This is a genomic window from Actinoallomurus iriomotensis, assembly GCF_030269445.1.
In the GTDB taxonomy this organism is placed as follows: Bacteria; Actinomycetota; Actinomycetes; order Streptosporangiales; family Streptosporangiaceae; genus Actinoallomurus; species Actinoallomurus iriomotensis.
The window spans coordinates 55,730-72,822 of the sequence record NZ_BSTJ01000004.1; the positions used below are offsets into that span (position 1 = coordinate 55,730).

20 protein-coding genes are annotated in these 17,093 nt (G+C 71.4%); 8 read left to right on the top strand and 12 right to left on the bottom strand.

Going from position 1 to position 17,093, the window contains the following annotated elements; all coding sequences use genetic code 11:
- The first annotated feature begins 409 nt into the window (after positions 1-409).
- The 3 genes from QSK37_RS17640 (at position 410) to QSK37_RS17650 (ending at position 3,480) form a co-directional block, all read left to right on the top strand.
- Positions 410-1,906: an exo-alpha-sialidase gene (locus QSK37_RS17640; protein ID WP_285622139.1), complete on the top strand. Its 1,497-nt coding sequence runs from the start codon at positions 410-412 to the stop codon at positions 1,904-1,906.
- 162 nt (positions 1,907-2,068) lie between these two features.
- Positions 2,069-2,506: a MerR family transcriptional regulator gene (locus QSK37_RS17645; protein WP_285622142.1), complete on the top strand. Its 438-nt coding sequence runs from the start codon at positions 2,069-2,071 to the stop codon at positions 2,504-2,506.
- Positions 2,503-3,480: an NAD-dependent epimerase/dehydratase family protein gene (locus QSK37_RS17650; RefSeq protein WP_285622144.1), complete on the top strand. Its 978-nt coding sequence runs from the start codon at positions 2,503-2,505 to the stop codon at positions 3,478-3,480. Before QSK37_RS17645 ends, QSK37_RS17650 begins: the two co-directional genes overlap by 4 nt.
- Before the next feature lie 58 nt (positions 3,481-3,538).
- Here QSK37_RS17650 and QSK37_RS17655 read toward each other — a convergent pair whose 3' ends face one another.
- Entirely contained in the window at positions 3,539-4,831 is a 1,293-nt protein-coding gene (locus tag QSK37_RS17655; protein WP_285622147.1) for a M18 family aminopeptidase, read from the bottom strand.
- A gap of 64 nt (positions 4,832-4,895) precedes the next feature.
- Here QSK37_RS17655 and QSK37_RS17660 point away from each other — a divergent pair, with 64 nt between their 5' ends.
- Entirely contained in the window at positions 4,896-5,138 is a 243-nt protein-coding gene (locus QSK37_RS17660; RefSeq protein WP_285622150.1) for a CDGSH iron-sulfur domain-containing protein, read from the top strand.
- A 163-nt stretch (positions 5,139-5,301) separates the two neighbouring features.
- On the opposite strand, the gene QSK37_RS17665 is transcribed toward QSK37_RS17660, so the two are convergent.
- The 4 genes from QSK37_RS17665 to QSK37_RS17680 all read right to left on the bottom strand — a co-directional run bounded on the left by QSK37_RS17665 (position 5,302) and on the right by QSK37_RS17680 (position 8,920).
- A complete protein-coding gene (locus tag QSK37_RS17665; RefSeq protein WP_285622152.1) occupies positions 5,302-6,309 on the bottom strand; it encodes an iron-containing redox enzyme family protein in 1,008 nt (335 codons plus the stop codon).
- Positions 6,310-6,503: 194 nt separating this feature from the next.
- The gene (locus QSK37_RS17670) at positions 6,504-7,112 is read right to left on the bottom strand and encodes a hemerythrin domain-containing protein (RefSeq protein WP_285622154.1); all 609 of its coding nucleotides are present in this window, start codon (positions 7,110-7,112) and stop codon (positions 6,504-6,506) included.
- Positions 7,109-8,392: an MFS transporter gene (locus QSK37_RS17675; protein ID WP_285622157.1), complete on the bottom strand. Its 1,284-nt coding sequence runs from the start codon at positions 8,390-8,392 to the stop codon at positions 7,109-7,111. Before QSK37_RS17675 ends, QSK37_RS17670 begins: the two co-directional genes overlap by 4 nt.
- 72 nt (positions 8,393-8,464) lie before the next feature.
- Positions 8,465-8,920 carry an NUDIX hydrolase gene (locus tag QSK37_RS17680; protein ID WP_285622160.1) on the bottom strand — a complete coding sequence of 152 codons (456 nt, stop codon included), beginning with the start codon at positions 8,918-8,920 and terminating at the stop codon, positions 8,465-8,467.
- A 236-nt stretch (positions 8,921-9,156) separates the two neighbouring features.
- On the opposite strand from QSK37_RS17680, the gene QSK37_RS17685 reads away from it, so the two are divergent.
- Complete coding sequence (locus QSK37_RS17685; RefSeq protein WP_285622163.1) at positions 9,157-9,534, top strand: VOC family protein; 378 nt, start codon at positions 9,157-9,159, stop codon at positions 9,532-9,534.
- A gap of 75 nt (positions 9,535-9,609) precedes the next feature.
- Here the strand turns inward: QSK37_RS17685 and QSK37_RS17690 are convergent, their stop codons facing one another.
- Genes QSK37_RS17690 through QSK37_RS17700 form a run of 3 tightly spaced genes read right to left on the bottom strand, consistent with a single transcriptional unit; the run spans position 9,610 to position 10,245 of the window.
- Positions 9,610-9,912, bottom strand: coding sequence for a type 2 periplasmic-binding domain-containing protein (locus QSK37_RS17690; RefSeq protein ID WP_285622165.1), 303 nt, complete (start codon positions 9,910-9,912; stop codon positions 9,610-9,612).
- On the bottom strand, positions 9,912-10,130 hold the full coding sequence (locus QSK37_RS17695) for an IclR family transcriptional regulator domain-containing protein (protein WP_285622167.1): 219 nt from the start codon (positions 10,128-10,130) through the stop codon (positions 9,912-9,914). Before QSK37_RS17695 ends, QSK37_RS17690 begins: the two co-directional genes overlap by 1 nt.
- On the bottom strand, positions 10,114-10,245 hold the full coding sequence (locus QSK37_RS17700; RefSeq protein WP_285622169.1) for a hypothetical protein: 132 nt from the start codon (positions 10,243-10,245) through the stop codon (positions 10,114-10,116). The genes QSK37_RS17695 and QSK37_RS17700 overlap by 17 nt, the downstream gene beginning before the upstream one ends.
- A 131-nt stretch (positions 10,246-10,376) precedes the next feature.
- Between QSK37_RS17700 and QSK37_RS17705 the strand changes: the two genes are divergently transcribed.
- From QSK37_RS17705 to QSK37_RS17715, 3 genes are all read left to right on the top strand, one after another.
- The gene (locus QSK37_RS17705; RefSeq protein WP_285622171.1) at positions 10,377-12,242 is read left to right on the top strand and encodes an acyl-CoA dehydrogenase family protein; all 1,866 of its coding nucleotides are present in this window, start codon (positions 10,377-10,379) and stop codon (positions 12,240-12,242) included.
- On the top strand, positions 12,226-12,768 hold the full coding sequence (locus tag QSK37_RS17710; protein ID WP_285622173.1) for an EF-hand domain-containing protein: 543 nt from the start codon (positions 12,226-12,228) through the stop codon (positions 12,766-12,768). The genes QSK37_RS17705 and QSK37_RS17710 overlap by 17 nt, the downstream gene beginning before the upstream one ends.
- Before the next feature lie 93 nt (positions 12,769-12,861).
- A complete protein-coding gene (locus tag QSK37_RS17715) occupies positions 12,862-13,884 on the top strand; it encodes an LLM class flavin-dependent oxidoreductase (RefSeq protein ID WP_285622175.1) in 1,023 nt (340 codons plus the stop codon).
- A gap of 13 nt (positions 13,885-13,897) precedes the next feature.
- On the opposite strand, the gene QSK37_RS17720 is transcribed toward QSK37_RS17715, so the two are convergent.
- From QSK37_RS17720 to QSK37_RS17735, 4 genes are all read right to left on the bottom strand, one after another.
- Positions 13,898-14,683: a GH25 family lysozyme gene (locus QSK37_RS17720; RefSeq protein ID WP_285622177.1), complete on the bottom strand. Its 786-nt coding sequence runs from the start codon at positions 14,681-14,683 to the stop codon at positions 13,898-13,900.
- 52 nt (positions 14,684-14,735) lie between these two features.
- Complete coding sequence (locus QSK37_RS17725) at positions 14,736-15,299, bottom strand: AAA family ATPase (protein WP_285622179.1); 564 nt, start codon at positions 15,297-15,299, stop codon at positions 14,736-14,738.
- Positions 15,296-16,678, bottom strand: coding sequence for an FAD-binding oxidoreductase (locus QSK37_RS17730; RefSeq protein WP_285622181.1), 1,383 nt, complete (start codon positions 16,676-16,678; stop codon positions 15,296-15,298). The genes QSK37_RS17725 and QSK37_RS17730 overlap by 4 nt, the downstream gene beginning before the upstream one ends.
- A 123-nt stretch (positions 16,679-16,801) precedes the next feature.
- Positions 16,802-17,053, bottom strand: coding sequence for a hypothetical protein (locus QSK37_RS17735; RefSeq protein WP_285623563.1), 252 nt, complete (start codon positions 17,051-17,053; stop codon positions 16,802-16,804).
- Positions 17,054-17,093 lie beyond the last annotated feature (40 nt).

A 17,093-nucleotide genomic window follows, 5' to 3' on the forward strand; every position in this document is an offset into this window, starting at 1 on the left:
CGGCTTGCGGGAAAAGGTTTTCCTACGCTGCCGAGGCTCGCACCGCGGCCGACTCCGGTCAAGCACGCGGCCGAGATCGGACATACCGCCGACGAAACGCATCAAGGATCTTGTTGACAACCCTCCCGGTCCGTCGCACTATGACCGCAGCCGAGAGGCGGCCGGACGCCGCTCTCCGGCGTTGCGTGACGCCCGGTGTCTCCGGGACACGCGGCACGGCGGACCGCCGGCCCGGTCGCCGCGCCGTTCCACCGCCCCCTCACAGGTCATGAGCTCGCGCGATCCCGGCTGGCTGTCCGCGAGAGCACAACGTGGACCGGGGCGGCGTGGGAAAAGGTTTTCCGTTGGACCGGGTCGTACCCGTGGTGGGCGGGAGCGCCCGCCGTCGCGTCAGCGGAAGGGAACTCGCATGCAACTGGTACGCAGGACCGCGTGGATCACGGCGGCCATCATCGCCGTGCCGCTACCGGTGTTGGCGGCGACCGTCGCGCCCGACAAGGCGCCACCGCGCGTCGTGGCGGAGGTGCCGACGGCGGCCCGCCCGCTCGTCGACTGGACCGCCCCCTACCCCCAGAACGACCAGCCCACCCGGGGATACCCGGTGCTCGGCGACCTGTCGACGACCGAGCTGTACCACGCCACCCCCTCCACGGGGACCTACAGCCACCACCCGATGGTGACCTTCCAGAACGGCACCCTCTTCGCCTCGTGGTCCAACGGCGCGGTGAACGAGGACAACCCCGGCCAGCGGGTGCTCGGCACCGTCTCGACCGGCGGCGGCTGGGCCGCCTGGACGGTCTACTTCCCGCCCCAGGACAAGAACCCACCCGACGAACCCGGCTCCGACGGGCGCGTCCCCGGCCGCGTCGTGACCGCCGACGGGTACGCGACGATCGGCGGGAACGTCTACGCCGTCGCCGACGTCTGGGACTGGGTCCAGTCCGGCGACGACCGGACCAAGAAGGGGTGGGGCCGCGTCGCGCGGCGGGTCGCGCCGGACGGCACGCTCGGGCCGATCTTCTGGCTGGAGACGACCTCTCCGCAGCCCAAACCCGGCTTCCCGAGCTACCCGAACGCCTCGGACCCGAGGTACGGCGCGATCGCGCGGCAGATCACCGCGTACCTCGCCGACCCTCGCAACACCCCGCCGTGGGACTACAAGAGCGGGTGGACCGAGGACGCTCCCGCCGCCGACGGCCAGACGCTCGGCCACGTGACGCACGCCTATGTGCAGACCGACGGCACGTATGTTCGGCTCTGGCGCGGCAACAACACCGGCCGGCTCTACGCCCAGGCGAGCCACGACCGCGGCAGGACCTGGGACCCGCCCATCCGCACCAGCCTGCCCGACGCGCGGAGCAAGTCGTTCGTCGGCCAGTTGCCGGACGGTCAGGTGTACGTCGTCGGCAACGAACAGCCGCCCACGCAGCGCGACCCCATCTCGATCTCCCTCGCGAGCGACGGCGTGCACTTCGACCGGGTCGGCGTGATCCGCCACACCGCGCCGCCGCTCCGCTACGCGGGCGGACACAAGAACCTCGGGTTCGAGTACCCGTCCGCGATCGCCACCGACACGGACCTGTGGGTCATCTACTCGGTCAACAAGGAGGACGTCGCCATCACCAAGGTGCCGCTGTCGTCCCTTCCCGTCACCACGGACGACCTCCCCGGCATCATCCTCGAGGGCGCACAGACGCACGCCATCTCGGACGACGGACTCGCGGTCCAGCTGGTCGGCCAGGCCAACAAGATCATGAAGGAGGTCGGGGGCGGCGCGTCCGTGTCGGACGTCAAGGGCGAGCTCGCCGCCATGCGCGAACGGGTCGGCGAGCGGTCCGGCAAGGGCATCACGCCGGCGTACGCGACGCTGCTCCGACAGGACATCACCATCGCGAGCGGCGGCTGATCCCCCGGCGGCCTTTCGCGGAGACCGGGCGGGCTCGGCCCCAGGCCGCCCGCCCGGTCGCCGCCGGACCGTCCGGCGACCCCGCCGGCCCGGTCCGTCACGTCCCGCCGCTGGTCACCCTGCGCTTGACCTCAAGCGCTTGAGGTGTGTTCTGCTGCCCGCATGGCGACCTTCACCATTCAGGACGTGTCCCGGCGCAGCGGGCTGAGCGAGCCGACGCTGCGCTACTACGAAGATGTCGGGCTGGTCGGCCCGGTCGACCGCGACGAGAAGAGCGGGCATCGCCGTTACCGCACCGAGGACCTGGACGTGCTCGAGGCGCTGGCCTGTCTGCGCGCCGTCGGCGTGGGCATCGAGGACATGCGTACCTACCTGGCCAACCGTGGGCGCGGACAGGCGGCGGCGGCCGAGCAGCGGAACCTGCTGCTGCGTCACGCGAAGCGCATCGAGGCCGAGATCGTCGCGCAGCAGGCGCGGCTCGGCTATCTGCGGGAGAAGGCGGCGCTGTGGGACGCCCGCGACCGTGGCGACGGGACCGCGGAGGCCGAGGTGACGCGGCGCCTGGTGGACGCCATCGACCGCTTGGGAGTGCTGCGATGAGCCCGGTTCTGGTCACCGGCGGGTCCGGTTATGTGGGGACCCAGCTGATCGCCGCACTGCTGCGGGGCGGAAGCCGGGTGCGCGCCACGGCGCGCTCGACGGCGAGTGAGGCCGACCTGCGCGCGGCGGTGCGCCGCGGCGGTGCCGATGACGCCGGACTGGAGGTCGTCACGGCGGACCTGACCGCCGACGACGGCTGGCCCGCCGCGGTGACCGGCTGTGAAGAGGTCCATCACGTCGCCTCGCCCATCCCGGTCGCCCAGCCCGAGGACCCCGACGAACTGATCGTCCCTGCCCGCGAAGGCACGCTGCGGGTACTACGTGCCGCGCGTGACGCGGGTGCCCGGCGCGTCGTGCTCACCTCGTCCTTCGCCGCGATCGGATACACGCCCAAGCCGGGCGCCGAGTTCACCGAAGACGACTGGACCGATCCCGACACGCCGGGGCTGGCGCCCTACCCGCGCTCCAAGGCGATCGCCGAGCGTGCCGCATGGGATCTGATGGACCGCGACGGCGGTGACACCGAGCTCGTCGTCGTCAACCCGACGGCCATCTTCGGGCCCACCCTCACGACCGGCCTGCGCTCCTCGACGCATCTGATCAAGGCGATGCTGGAGGGGGCCATGAGTGTCGCGCCCCGCCAGCGCTTCGGAGTCGTCGACGTGCGTGACGTGGCGGACCTGCACATCCGCGCCATGGCCGCGCCCGAGGCCGCGGGCCGGCGCTTCCTGGCCGTCGCCGACGGCCCGGCGCTCAGCTTCCTGGAGGTGGCCGAGATCCTGCGCCGGCGGCTCGGCCACCTCGCCGCGCGCGTGCCCACGCGGGAGGCGCCGGGAGACGACCCGCCGCGGCCGATCATCCACAACGACCGGGCCCGTGAACGGCTCGGATGGCGCCCGCGCGCGGCCGAGACGACGATCGTGCAGACGGCCGAGAGCCTGCGCGACCTCGGCCTGCTGGAGGAGGGGGGATGACGGGGCCGCGCCCGGCGACCCCGTCGATCTCCCGCTTCGACCGTCGTGCGTGACCGCCTCAGCCCTCCAGGACCGCCTTCAGCGCGTTGGCCAGCAGGAACGGGTCGTCCGCGCCGCAGAGCTCCCGGGCCGAGTGCATGGACAGGATCGGCACGCCCACGTCCACCGTGGTGATGCCGTACCGGGCCGCCGTGATCGGGCCGATCGTCGTGCCGCACGGGATCGCGTTGTTGGAGACGAACTCCTGGAGCGGCACGCCCGCGCGGTCGCACGCCTCGGCGAAGATCCCGCGCCCGGCGCCGTCCGTGGCGTACCGCTGGTTGACGTTGACCTTGAGGATCGGGCCGCCGCCCGGCATGGGCCGGTGCGTCGGGTCGTGCCGTTCCGCGTAGTTCGGGTGCACGCCGTGGCCGGTGTCGGCGGACACGCAGACGGTCCCGGCGAAGGCCCGGGCCCGGTCCTCGTACGAGCCGCCGCGCACGAAGACCGAGCGCTCCAGGACCCGGCCGAGCAGCGGCCCGCCGGCGCCGGTGTCGGACTCGCTGCCGTTCTCCTCGTGGTCGAACGCGGCCAGCACCGGCACGTACGAGAGATCGGACGAACCGGCGACCGCGGTGAGCGCGGCGGTCGCGGCGTGTACGGACAGCTGGTTGTCCAGTCGTGCCGCGGCGAGGAACTCCCGGTCGCGCCCCAGGTACGCGGGAGGCTGGACGTCGTGGACCATGAGGTCCCAGCCGACGACGTCGGACGCCTCCACGCCCGCCTGCTCGGCGGCGAACCGGATCAGTCCGCCCTCATCGACCGCGCCGAGACCCCACACGGGCTGCATGTGCCGCTGCCGGTCGAGCACGAGCCCCTGCTCGTTGACGTTCCGGTCGAGGTGGATCGCCAGCTGCGGGACCCTGAGCAGCGGCCGGTCGACGGCGAGCAGGCGCGTGCCGCCGTCCCGCAGCACGAGCCGGCCGGACAGGCCGAGGTCACGGTCGAGCCAGCTGTTGAGCAGCGGCCCGCCGTAGATCTCGACCGCGACCTGCCGCCAGCCGTACGCACCCGAGTCCGGCCGCGGCTTCACCCGCAGGTTCGGCGAGTCGGTGTGCGCCCCGACGATCCGGAACGGTGTCTCCGGCGGCGCGCCCTCCGGAACGAACCAGGCGATGATCGCCCCGCCGCGTACGACATAGCGTCCGCCGAACCCACCGTCCCAGGCATCGGTCTCCGCGAGCCGCGTGAACCCGGCCTTCTCCAGACGTTCGGCGACGTTCGCCACCACGTGGTACGGCGACGGACCGGCCGCGACGAAGGCCGCCAGATCATCGGTGTGCTCCCGGTCGAAGTACAGCTGTGCGCTCATAGGGCAAGGCTAGGGACGCCACGACCGGACGTTTATCGCGGGCTGCGCGGGAAGGCCCGGGAGCATGACTCACTCGGCGCGCCAGAGCCCCGGGGACCCACGGACGACCGTCGTCCCGTACGAGAACGGTCCGCTGATCGTCCGTGGGCCGGTGGAGCTGCTCACGCAGGACGGCCGGCCGATCGATCCGGGGCGAAAGACGATCGCCCTGTGCCGATGCGGTCGATCCGCCACCAAACCGTTCTGCGACGGCTCTCACAAGGCGGTGAAGTTCCGGGCCGCGAGTGCTCCGGACGAGATTCCGTGACCGTGGCGAGCCGCCGGCGAGAGTGCGCGGCGACCTTCAGCCGCCGGCCGCGTAGGGCACGCCGCCCATGAACCGGCTCGCCAGGGCGATCCAGCCGACACATCGCGCGCTCGGCCATCCGGACCGGCGCTCCAACGCAGCGGCCGGATGTAGTCGCACCCGCTCATCCGGCCGCCGGCGCCCGCACTGCGGTCCGGCCGGACCGCAGTGAACTCGACCCCGCACTCCAGCAGGCCAGCAGGTGCTCGGCGAACAGCCGCTCGACCGCCAGGCAGGACGCCGCGCCGAAGATCACATCGGCGGCGAGCTCCGGTCGCTGGGCGGCCAGCCGGCCCGCCAGGTCGTGCGCGGCGAGCTGCTCGTGCACCGCGTCGGCCTGGACGTGCTCGTCGTAGAACCGGCGGGTCGTACGGTCGGCGCCCAGCCGGGCGAGGCCGGCGCTGTAGCGACGGTTCGGCTGCGACGAGGTCATCTCGAACGCCGCCAGGTGGCCGACCAGCGCTCCGATGCGCCGCCGGTGCAGGCCGAAGAACGACATCAGGTTGTTCACGGCGAGCGTGATGGCCGGCACGACGTCCAGGTAGGCCCCATAGGTGTCGTCCAGGCCGAGCCCGCGCATCGTCGTGCGGAACAGTTCGGCGTGCATGAGCTCGGGCCGGCCTCCGCCGTACTCATCCGCCTGGATCTCCACGAGCGCCGCCTTGGCCGGACCGCTGAGGCGCGGGATCGCCCACGAGTGCGGGTCGGCCTCCTTGAGCTGGTAGATCGAGCGATGCCGGACGAACTCGCGAAACTGCTCGAGCGTCGCCTCCCGCTGCACGAACGTCGCGAGCGAGGGCCCACCCGCGGCCTCCACCAGTCGCGCCAGCGCGCCGGGAACGTCGGTCACCCCGACCCGCGGCGGCACGAGCACGCCCAACCGGCGCTCGAAGCGGTCCTCGAGCCGCGTCCGGAAAGCGATCAACGAGGGATGCCACTCCCATGTTTCGGGCACATTGTCGAAACCCCGGTAGTGGATCTCGTAGCAGGCGAACAGCGCGAGCTGCAGGTCTTCGTCCTGAAAAGGGTCATCGGGGCCTGCGGGCGGTGCCGGGGGCAGGGCGTGCGGACCGGTGGGCAGGTGGTCGAAGAGCAACGCGGTGATCGGACCGCGGGGAGCCGGCAGCCGCACGTCAACCGCCTGCGGAACAGGCCGCCGCGGGCCCGGCTTCGTTGACGCGCCAGAGACCGTCGTGGTTCATCCGTCCTCCCTGGGGACAAGCAGTGGACTGCACGCGCTGCCCTGGCGGACGGTGGCTAAACCGGGCATGGCCGTGCCGGCGGCCGGGACGTTCGCGCAGGCGGGCCCGCGGTTTCGCGCGTGCGTCAGCTTGGCGGCCGGCTGGTGGCCGGCTGGTGGCCGAGCCGGCGAGCGGTGCCGCCCGGTGGACGGCACCCGCCGGCGAGGCGGCCGCCCTTGCCGCCCGCTCGGAGCTCGCCGGTGTGGTGGCGACGGGCGGACCTGGCCGGCGCCGTGGGCGATGACGCGGAGCCGCGTGCCTGAAGACGTCGGACGGCGACCACGACAGGCCCCGCACGCCATCGTGTGGGACCTGTGGCTCGTGGGGCGACCGCCCCATGTGCGGGCGCCGCCTTCTTGCCCTGTTGCAGCCTGGTGCCGAGGTCGTCGGCCTCCTCGGCGCCGAGCGCCTTGCGCGGCTCCGGCCAGACGCTGGTCTCCTCGTACGCGATGTGCTCCCGGCCGTCGGCGATGAAGCCGCGGACGAGCTCGTCGAACTTCGGGTCGTCGGCCTTGAGACCGATGAGGTCGTTCAGCACGTGCTCGGCCGCCTGCTCCTGTTCGACCGCGTGGTCGGCCAGGCGGTCCCCGTCGGGGACCCGGTCACGTACGGCCGGCCAGAAGAATTTCTCCTCGACGGCCTCGTGCTTGGACTCCTCGAGCCGAACACCGGAGACGGCATGCACGCGAATCACCGGTCCACACCGGCGAACGCGAGTCGCCGGACGTCTCGCACGGCCAAGGGCGTGAGCCCGGCGACGGCGATGATCGCGGCACAGGCTCCGATGACGATCCGGGCTCCGAGCCGGTCCGCGGTGACTCCCGCGAGGGCATAGGCGATCGGGATCGGCACGGATGCGGCGAATTCCTGGTAAGCGCTGACCCGGCCGAGTCGGTGGCCGGGGACGTGCTGCTGGACCACGGTCGCCCGCGCGACCGCCGCAGGCGCGAACGCGATGCCCGCGACCAGGGTGCCGGCCATGATGAGCGGCAGAGGCATCCCTGTGGCCATCGCCGCCGGTCCCACGCACATGGCCGCCGACCCGACGCTGATGACGATGCCGGGTCTTCGCATGGTCCAGGCGGTGGCCATGATGCCGCCAAGAGCGCTGCCGCCGGCCAGCCCGCCCGCGATCGCGCCCCAGCTGATCGCACCGTGCAGATACTGGCGCGCGTACAGCGGGCCGATGAGCATCGCCGCCGCGAACGCGCCGCCGGAGAGGCAGTCCGCGAGCGTGGTCGTCCACAACCAGGTCCGGCCGGTCAGGGCACGAACCCCGTCGGCCAGTTCACCCGCCCATCTCCTGTCCCACCGCCGCCGGTGGTGGTCCGGCAGGGCAGGCAGGCGCGGAAGCCGGGAGAACAGCACGGCGGCGACCACGAACGTGACCGAGTCCCAGGCGATCCCCCAGCCCGGTCCGACGGTGGTCACCAGGATTCCTCCGGCGACCGGCCCGATCGTGGCGAGGCCGTGCTTGCCGGCCTGGGACAGCGCGTTGGCGCGGTCGAGCTGCCCGGCCGGCACCAGTATTGGGAGCACCCGCCGCCCGGCCGGAGTGAACAACGCCGCGGCCCCCGCTCCACCGCCCGCGACGACCGCCAACGACCACACCCTCGCCGTACCCGAAATGATCAGGAGGGCCTCGGCCATCTGAAAGGCCGCCGCGATCACCTGGGAGACGACCAGCACGCCGACGCCGGCGGTGCGGTCGGCGATCACCCCGGTGACCGGCAGCAGCACCAGGTAAACGACGAACTCACCACCCAGCACGACGGCGATACCGGATCCGCGACCTCCGATCTGCAAGATCGAAAAAGCCAGCGCAATCGGAGCGACCGCCCCGCCGGCCGATGAGATCAGCTCGGCCGTCAGGAACACACGGTAGGGACGGGATGCGAGCGGCACGGCAATATTCGCCAAGCGCCTACGGCGACGGCGCACCCGATCACCGTGCCAGGGCGGGATTCCGACCATGCCAGGGGCACGCCGCGGCCCCACGGTCACGGCCCGCAGAGAGCCGCCCGGGGATGGTTCCCGGTCCGGAGGTCATGACGTGATCGACGCGGCGTACTCGGCCACGGCCGCGATGAGGTCGGGGAGCTCGGCCGGGACCGGGAGCGACGCGACCTCATCGACCGGCACCCAGCGATACCCCTGAGCCTCGGCGGCGTCGAGGACGACGTTCGTGGTCAGCGGACGGGCCGCGTAAACGGCGTCGAGATGCCGGTGCCGGCCGATCCTGTTGTCCGAGACGGCCACGTCCATGATGGTGAACGGCAACAGCACCTCCTCGATCCGCGGATGAGAGAACCGCCGTTCGGCGATGAGCTCGACCCGCAGCCCGACCTCCTCGCGGACCTCACGGAGCGCCGCCTGCGCGAGATCTTCGCCCGGCTCCACATGACCGCCGGGATAGATCCAGCCGTCCCCTTTCGCGCTGTTGAGTAAGAGCACGTGGTCGTCGGCGAGGATGACGGCCGAAGCGGTGAAATGGCGGGTCACGGCACCTCCTGAACGCTCGTCGAGCAGAGGTTCCTCAAGTCTGCCCACCGACGAGGCGGCCTGTCCGAAGGACGACCCGACACGCCGGCGAATGAGGTGAAGGGCCGATCGGCACGGCGAGCTGTCGCGGCTGCTGGACGCCACCGCCGAGGCGGGCGTCGGTGCCGAGCAGGCCGACGCCCGCCCGACCTTCGGCGGCTGGGCCGTTCGGACCTGTTGCTGGCAGGTTGGTGGCCATGGACATCAACTGTGTGATCGTCGACTCCGCCGATCCGGAGCGGCTGGCGGCCTTCTGGAGCGAGGTGCTCGGCCGGCCGGTGGCCGGGCGCGTCGGACCGTACGTCTGGCTCGAACGCAGGAACGGGCTGGGCGTGGGGTTCCAGCGCACCGACCGCGCCAAGGCCGGCAAGAACCGGCTGCACCTGGACCTGGAGTCGGAGGACCCGGCGGCCGAGCAGAGCAGGCTGGAGGCCCTGGGCGGACGGCGCCTGACCGAGTACGACCCCGGCGGCTTCCTCGTCATGGCCGATCCCGAGGGGAACGAGTTCTGCGTCATCCCGAAGGGCTCGTTCGAGCTCGACGACGAGGGCCGAGCCGACTACCTGACCGCCTGAGCGGAGAACTCGGCACCGGCTGTCGCCACCCAGGGCCACGCGCTGTCCGCACCCCGGTACTCGGGCGTCGCACGATCATCCGGTCTCGAGGTCGGCGGCGACCCGGGCGGCGGTCTCGCGCAGCCAGATGTGGGCGGCGTCCTGGGTGTGCACCGGGTGCCACCACAGGGCCTCGTTGACGGGCACCGCCTCGAACGGGCACGGCAGGATCCGCACCGCCGCGGTCGGCGCCAGCAGCCGGGCGAGGCGTCGCTGGATGAGGGCGATGCGGCGGGTTCCCATCCCGAAGCCGACATGAGCGGACGGGTCGCGCGACAGGTCGAAGGCGTCGGGTGAGTCCCAACGGCGCGGGTCGCGGTTCGCGGCGCCGAGGAACATCAGGATCTTCCTGCCCTCGTGCCGAGAGTGTGCGGGGTGTAGCGCTCCAGCGGGCCGGCGAGGATCTGTTCCCGCAGTTCCGCAGCGGCCCACGCCAGCAGTACGAGCCCGGCGGAGGAGGCGTGCAGGGGAAGCCGGCCCGCGATGCGCGTGATGTTGACGACCGAACCGGGCACCGACAGACGCTCCACGAACAGCGCTTCACGGCCCTCCAGCACGCCCAGCTGGCTGTCCGACGACGTCGTGCAGATCCTCCAGGAACGGCATCGCCGCCTCCCGCAGACCGAGGGTCGGCGACGTACGAGAGGCCAGCTCCCACAGTCGTATGAGCATTATGGCTCGTTTGTCGGGACTGTACTGCATGCCCCGGATTCATAACCGGTCGGCGAAATTCTGGGTGTACGGCGACAATTCATGGACGTGCCATTGCCATTTTTACAGCGCGGTTTACACTGATGCTCGCGATGCCGATACCAACGCCGGCCGATCCGGTTCCCAGCACGACCGCCGCCTTGACCGACGCCCTGTTCGCAGGAAGGTTCGACGCGGTCCACGCGCCGTGGCGGGCCTTAAGTGACGACGCGTCGTTCCGTTACCCGGCCGACGCCGGCCCGGAGGAACGCGTGGCCGGTTCCTACCGACGACTACGGCTGATCAACCAGACCCTCGACTCCGTCGAAGAACTCGTCGACGATGTGGAGGCGCTGGCCGCGTTGCACGAATGGCTGTGCCCGACAGAAGGCGGACTGGCCACATTCGCGGGCATTCATTACAACCTCTTCCTCGGAAGCCTGCTCGACCACGACGCGGACGACCGCCGGGACCTCACGCCGTTCCTCACGATGCGGCACACGGGGATCTTCCTGTGCACCGAGGTCGGGCACGGCAACGACGCGGCGCGGCTGGAGACCACCGCGACCTACGACCCTTCGACCGGCGGCTTCGTGCTGCACACTCCGACACCCGCCGCGCGGAAGTTCATGCCCAACGCGGGCACGGCCGGCGGGCCCAAGACCGGACTCGTCGCCGCCCGGCTGATCCACCGGGGGAAGGACCAGGGAGTCTTCCTCTTCCTGACACCACTGACCGATGACCGGGGAGCACTCCCGGGCGTCCGGATCCGCCGGCTGCCGGACAAGATCGGTTATGCGGTGGACCACTGCCTGACCTCCTTCGACCATGTCCGGCTGCCCCCTCACGCGTTCCTGGCGGGCGAGCACGGGCGACTCGCGGCGGACGGCGCCTTCACGAGTTCGGTGGACAAACACCGGCTGCGGTTCCTGCGTTCGATCGACCGGGTCACCCCGGGCAAGCTCCACATGAGCGCCGGCGCCGTCGGTCTCACCCGGACCGCCCTGACCATCGCCGTTCGCTACGCCCACACTCGCCGTACCACCGGCCTGCTCGGCGGGCAGAGCGTGCCCCTGTTCGACCACGGCAGTCACCGCACCCGGTTGCTGGACGCGCTGGCCGACACCTATGCCGTGACCCTGCTGCACCGCGCCGTGCTGAGTCAGTGGGTACGGGGCGGAGCGGCCGGCCGCGCGGACGACGACCGGCTCGTCGCCATCGCCAAGGCATGGATCACCTGGCGGGGACGGGCGGTCGCGGTCGAGTGCCGGGAGCGGTGCGGCGCGCAGGGCGTCCTTCCCCTCAACGGCATCGCCGAGCTCCCGGACTTCTACACGGCCGGCATCACCGCGGAGGGCGACAACCTCGTCATCTGGGGGAAGGCGGCCGGTGAGCTGCTCGCCCGGGAGCTGCCGGCGCCGGCCGCGACGGCACCCGACGGGCGCCGGCTCGACGACCCGGAGTTCCTCCAGGCTCTGCTGGGCGACCTCGAGTACATCTGGCACCAGCGAGCAAGTGCCCGCTGGATCCAGGCGTCCTCCACCACTCCGCTGGACCGCTGGAACGCCGCCGTCGGCCCCGCCCTGGAGATGACCAGTGCCCACGCGGAGTGTCAGGCCGCCCGCTCTCTGCTGTCGGCCGCCACCCGGTCCGGCCACCATGAGGCCCGTACGCTGCTGCTGGCCGTCCACCGCCTCTTCGTGCTGGGGTGTCTCGCCCGGCACGCGGGAGACCTGCTCGCCGAAGGACGGATCACCGCTGATCACGTCCGTGAGCTGCCCGACGCCGCCGAAGCCGCCAGGGCCGAACTCGCGCCGCACGCGCTGACACTGGTCGACGCCCTCGCGGTGTCACCGAAGCTCCTGGACCGCTTTCCCATCGCCCGGACCGACTTCCTCGCCGCATTCGATCGCGTCACTCGGCACGCCCGCACCGAAAGTCCCGACGAAAGAGGAGACATCGATGTCCCAGCTCCTTGACCGGAAGCTGAAGCACTTCTTCACGCTCATGGACCGTGACCAGAGCGGAACGCTCGAGCTGAACGACTACCTGACCACGGCCGACAACGTCCGCAGCGCGTTCGGCATCGCCGAGGGATCGGCCGAACACCACGAGCTGCGCCAGGCGTTCACCCGGTTCTGGGAGGACGTCATCAAGCCGATGGACACCAACGGCAACGGACATGTGAACTTCGACGAGTATCTGACGGCCTACAACGCGGGCGTCCGTGACGACCCTCAGGGCTACCAGCGGATGAAGCCCATCTCGGACGCGATCCTCACCATCGCCGACACCGGGTCGACCGGAAAGGTCACAGCGGACGACTTCGCCCGGGCCCTCTCCGGCTACGGCGTACCCGAGCCGGAGTGCCGGGTCGCGTTCACCGCCCTCGACAAGGACGGGAGCGGATTCCTGACCCCGGACGAGCTACAGACGGCGATCGAGGAGTACTTCCTGGGCACGGATCCGGAACTCCCCGGCAACGCCCTGTTCGGAAGGTTCTGAGCCGGGCAGGCATCGCTCGGTTCCCGGTGCGCCGCGTCGACATCCGCGCGGCGCACCGGAATCAAACGTGGCCGTCGCGCGCTGAAGGTTCGTGTGAAGAAGATCGGTTTTCTCTCCTTCGGGCACTGGACGCCGAGCCCGCAGTCGCGGACCCGTACCGCCCGCGACTTCCTGCACCAGTCCATCGACCTCGCGGTCGCGGCCGAGGAACTCGGCGTGGACGGGGCGTACTTCCGGGTGCATCACTTCGCCCGCCAGGCCGGCAGCCCGTTCCCGCTGCTCGCCGCGATCGGCGCGCGTACCTCGAAGATCGAGATCGGCACCGGCGTGATCGACATGCGGTACGAGAACCCGATGTACATGGCGGAGGACGCCGGCGCGGCCGACCTCATCGCGGACGGCAGGCTCCAGCTCGGCATCAGCCGCGGCTCCCCCGAGCAGGTGATCGACGGGTGGCGTCACTTCGGTTACTCCCCCGCCGAGGGCGAGACGGACGCCGACATGGCACGCCGGCACGCCGAGACGTTCCTCACGGTGATCGAGGGCGAGGGCTTCGCGCGGCCGAACCCCCGGCCGATGTTCCCCAACCCGCCGGGGCTGTTGCGGCTCGAACCGCACTCCGAGGGCCTGCGCGACCGCATCTGGTGGGGTTCCAGCTCGAACGCGACCAGCGTGTGGGCCGCGAAGCTCGGCATGAACCTCCAGAGCTCCACGCTCAAGGACGACGAGACCGGTGAGCCGCTGCACGTCCAGCAGCGCAGGCAGATCGAGGCGTTCCGTGAGGCGTGGAAGGAGGCCGGCCATCCGCGGCAACCGCGGGTGTCGGTGAGCCGCAGCATCTTCGCCCTCACGACCGACCTGGACCGCGCCTACTTCGGACACGACCGGAACTCGAAGGACCAGGTCGGCATGATCGACGAGACGACCCGAGCGATCTTCGGCCGGTCGTACGCCGCCGAGCCGGACGTCCTGGTCAAGGAACTCGCCCAGGACGAGGCCGTCCAGTCCGCCGACACCCTGCTGCTCACCATCCCGAGCCAGCTCGGCGTCGACTACAACGCCCACCTGCTGGAGAACATCCTCAAGTACGTGGCGCCCGACCTCGGCTGGCGCTGAACCGCGGCCCGGGTCACTTGGCGAGGAGGCCGGTGAGGACCGATGAGGACCTGATGTAGTCCTCGTCGCCGTACTTGCCCTTGTCGGTCCACTGCCAGACCGTGTAGGACCGCCACGCCGACGGGATCGGGACGTCGCTCGGCGTCGCCTTGTGGTCGTTGACCCACAGCGGGTACGTGGCGCCGAAGGCGCTGCCGGGCTTGGCTCCCGCGTTGCCCGTGCAGGTGATCCACCACGCGCGGAACGTGTTGATCAGCGCGTGCCTGCCCGTACGTGCCCGGTACTCGTGCAGGAAGTCGCTGATCCACGTGTTCATCTTCGCGTGGGTCAGGCCGTAGCACTTGTCCTTGCCGTACGGGTTGTCCTCGATGTCGAGTACGCCCGGGAGGGTGTGGCCGTCGGCCTTTCCGCCGCCGCCGTTCGCGACGAAGTAGTCGGCCTGCTTGGTGCCGCTCGAGGTGTTCGGCGTCGCGTAGTGGTAGGCGCCGTGGGCCAGGCCCGCGTTCAGGGCGCCCGCGTACTGGGCGGCGAACGTCGAACTCCTGTACTTCACGCCCTCGGTCGCCTTGATGTACGCGAACCTCGCGCCGCTCGACCGCACCGTCGTCCAGTCGACGTGCGGCTGGTAGGCGCTGACGTCCACGCCGAGGATGAGGCCCTTGGGCACGGCGGCCGGCCGGACGCCGCTGTCCTGCGGCACGCTGACCGGGTCGGCGTCTCGCCGCGCGGAGGGGCCGGCGGAGCAGGCGGTCAGACCGGCGCACAGCAGCACGACGGCGAACCCACGGAGATGACGCAACGAACGGGCCTTTCCTCTGACGATCTCTGCATCGCAGAACATAGCGGAGCGGTCAGCCGGCGGTGTGGCCCAGGTGGTCGAGGACGAAGCGCAGGCGCGCCTGTGGGTCGGAGCGGGGCAGTTCGACGAGGTCGTAGCCGTAGCGTGTATACGCCGTGACCATGGCCTCGTACGTCCGCCGGGCCTCGGCCGGGCTCTGCTCCCGCTCCTCGTCGGTGCGGTAGATCTCGGGCCAGGGCGGCGCCACGAACACCGCCGGCCGGTACTGGAAGGCCGCCACCGCGGCCTCCACATGCTCGGGTACGTCCTTGCCCACCAGGTCGAGATACCCGGCCACGCACGGCACCGCGTGGTCGAAGAACACCGGTCCCGGCCGGCCCAGCGCCCAGTCGTAGGAGCGGATGTCCCAGCTCAGCATCAGCTCGGCGAACAGCAGGGGGTCGAGCCAGGGCCCGCCGATCCTCCGTTGGGTCTGGATGATCGCTCGCCCGGCCTCGGGCGCGGTCGCGAATCCGCTCTCCCGCAACAGGTCGACCAGCGTGGTCTTGCCCGATCCGGGGCCGCCGGTGATGACGACCAGGCCGTGATGCGCGGGTTCGGCCCCGATCGGTCTCATCCGGTGGTCGCCTCGAAGACCTTGGAGGGATTGAGCAGCCCCGCCGGGTCCAGCGCGGCCTTGATGCTCGCGTGCACCCGCAGCGCCACCGGGTCCAGCTCGCGGGCCAGCCACGAACGCTTCAGCAGGCCGACGCCGTGTTCGCCGGTGACGGTGCCGCCGAGGTCGAGCGCGAGCGACACGATGTCGTCGAACGCGGCGAACGCCCGCCGCTCGCCGGCCGGGTCCGCCCGGTCGTAGACGATCGTGGGGTGCAGGTTGCCGTCGCCCGCGTGGCCGAAGACGCCGATGGTCAGGCCGTGCGCCGCGGCGATCCGCTCCACGCCCTCGATCAGTGTGGTGAGCGCGCCCCGGGGCACGGCGACGTCGTCGAGGAGGGTGCCGCCGAGGCGTTCGAGCGCCGGGTACGCGAGCCGCCGGGCCTGCATGAGCAGCTCGGACTCGGCGGCGTCGTCGGCCTTGTAGACGCCGGTCGCCTCCGTCCCCTCCAGCACGCCGGACCAGGCCTCCGTCTGCGCGTCCGCGTCGGCGGCGTCGGACTGCAGCAGCACGAGCGCGGCGACGTCCGAGCCGATGCCGAGCGGCTGCCACGACTCGATCGCGGCCAGCGTCGTACGGTCCAGGATCTCCACGAGCGACGGCGTCGCGCCGCCGGCGAGCACCGCCGAGATCGCCGCACCCGCGGCGGCGAGCGAGCCGAACTCGGCGACGACGGTACGAGGCGGGGCGGGCGCGGCGCGCAGCGCCACGGTGACCTCGGTGATCACTCCGAGGGTGCCCTCCGAGCCGGTGAACAGCTTCACGAGGTCGTACCCGGCGACCCCCTTGACCGTACGGCGGCCGGTCCGCAGCACCGACCCGTCGGCCAGCACCACCTCCAGGGCCCGTACGTAGTCGGCGGTCACGCCGTACTTCACGCAGCACATGCCGCCCGCGCCGGTGGCGACGTTCCCGCCGATCGTGCACGCCTCGAAGCTGCCGGGGTCGGGCGGGTAGAAGCGGCCGTCGCGCTGCGCCGCCTCGCGCAGCCGCGCGTTGACCACGCCCGGCTGGACGACCGCGATGCCCTCGGCCGCGTCGATCTCGAGGATGCGGTCCATCCGCCGGGTGGACAGGATCAGGCAGCCGTCCACGGCGTTCGCCGCGCCGGCCAGGCCGGTCGCGGCGCCCTGGGTCACGACGGGCGTTCCCGTGCGGGAGGCGATCCGCATGATCTCCTGGACCTCCGCGGTCTCGGCCGGGAAGACCGCGGCGGCCGGCTTGCCGGCCGGGAGACCGGGCACCTGGTCGCGGGCGTAGGCGGACAGCGCGTCGGGGTCGTCGACCACGGGCACGCCGGGAAGGGCGTCACGCAGGTCCCCGGCAAGGCCGGTGGTCATCGGGCGGCTCCTTCTCTGCACGGCGTTCGCAATGAGGAACGATACGGGGCGTTTCCCCCCGGCACGGGAACCGGGGTCGATGACCGAGCCCGCCTACCGTGAAGACGGGCCCGGTGCCGCCCGTCACCGTGAGACGCAGGAGGCCCACCGGCCGTCCTGCGGGAACGCGCCGGCTTCGCGCCCGATGGCCGTCGTGTGGCGGCGGATCTCCTCGCCCGGCGCGTACTTCCACCGCAGGACGTACCCGACCTCCAGCAGCGGCAGGTAGACGTAGTACCCGAACGCCCCCTCCGTCCGCCGGTACCGCCGAGCGCCGTCCGGCCGCACGCGCCGCTCCCGCTCCCGCTCCAAGACCGTCAGGCTCAGGTGAGTCACCTGGGTATGGGGGTAGGGAACGGCCGGCTCACGGAGACGG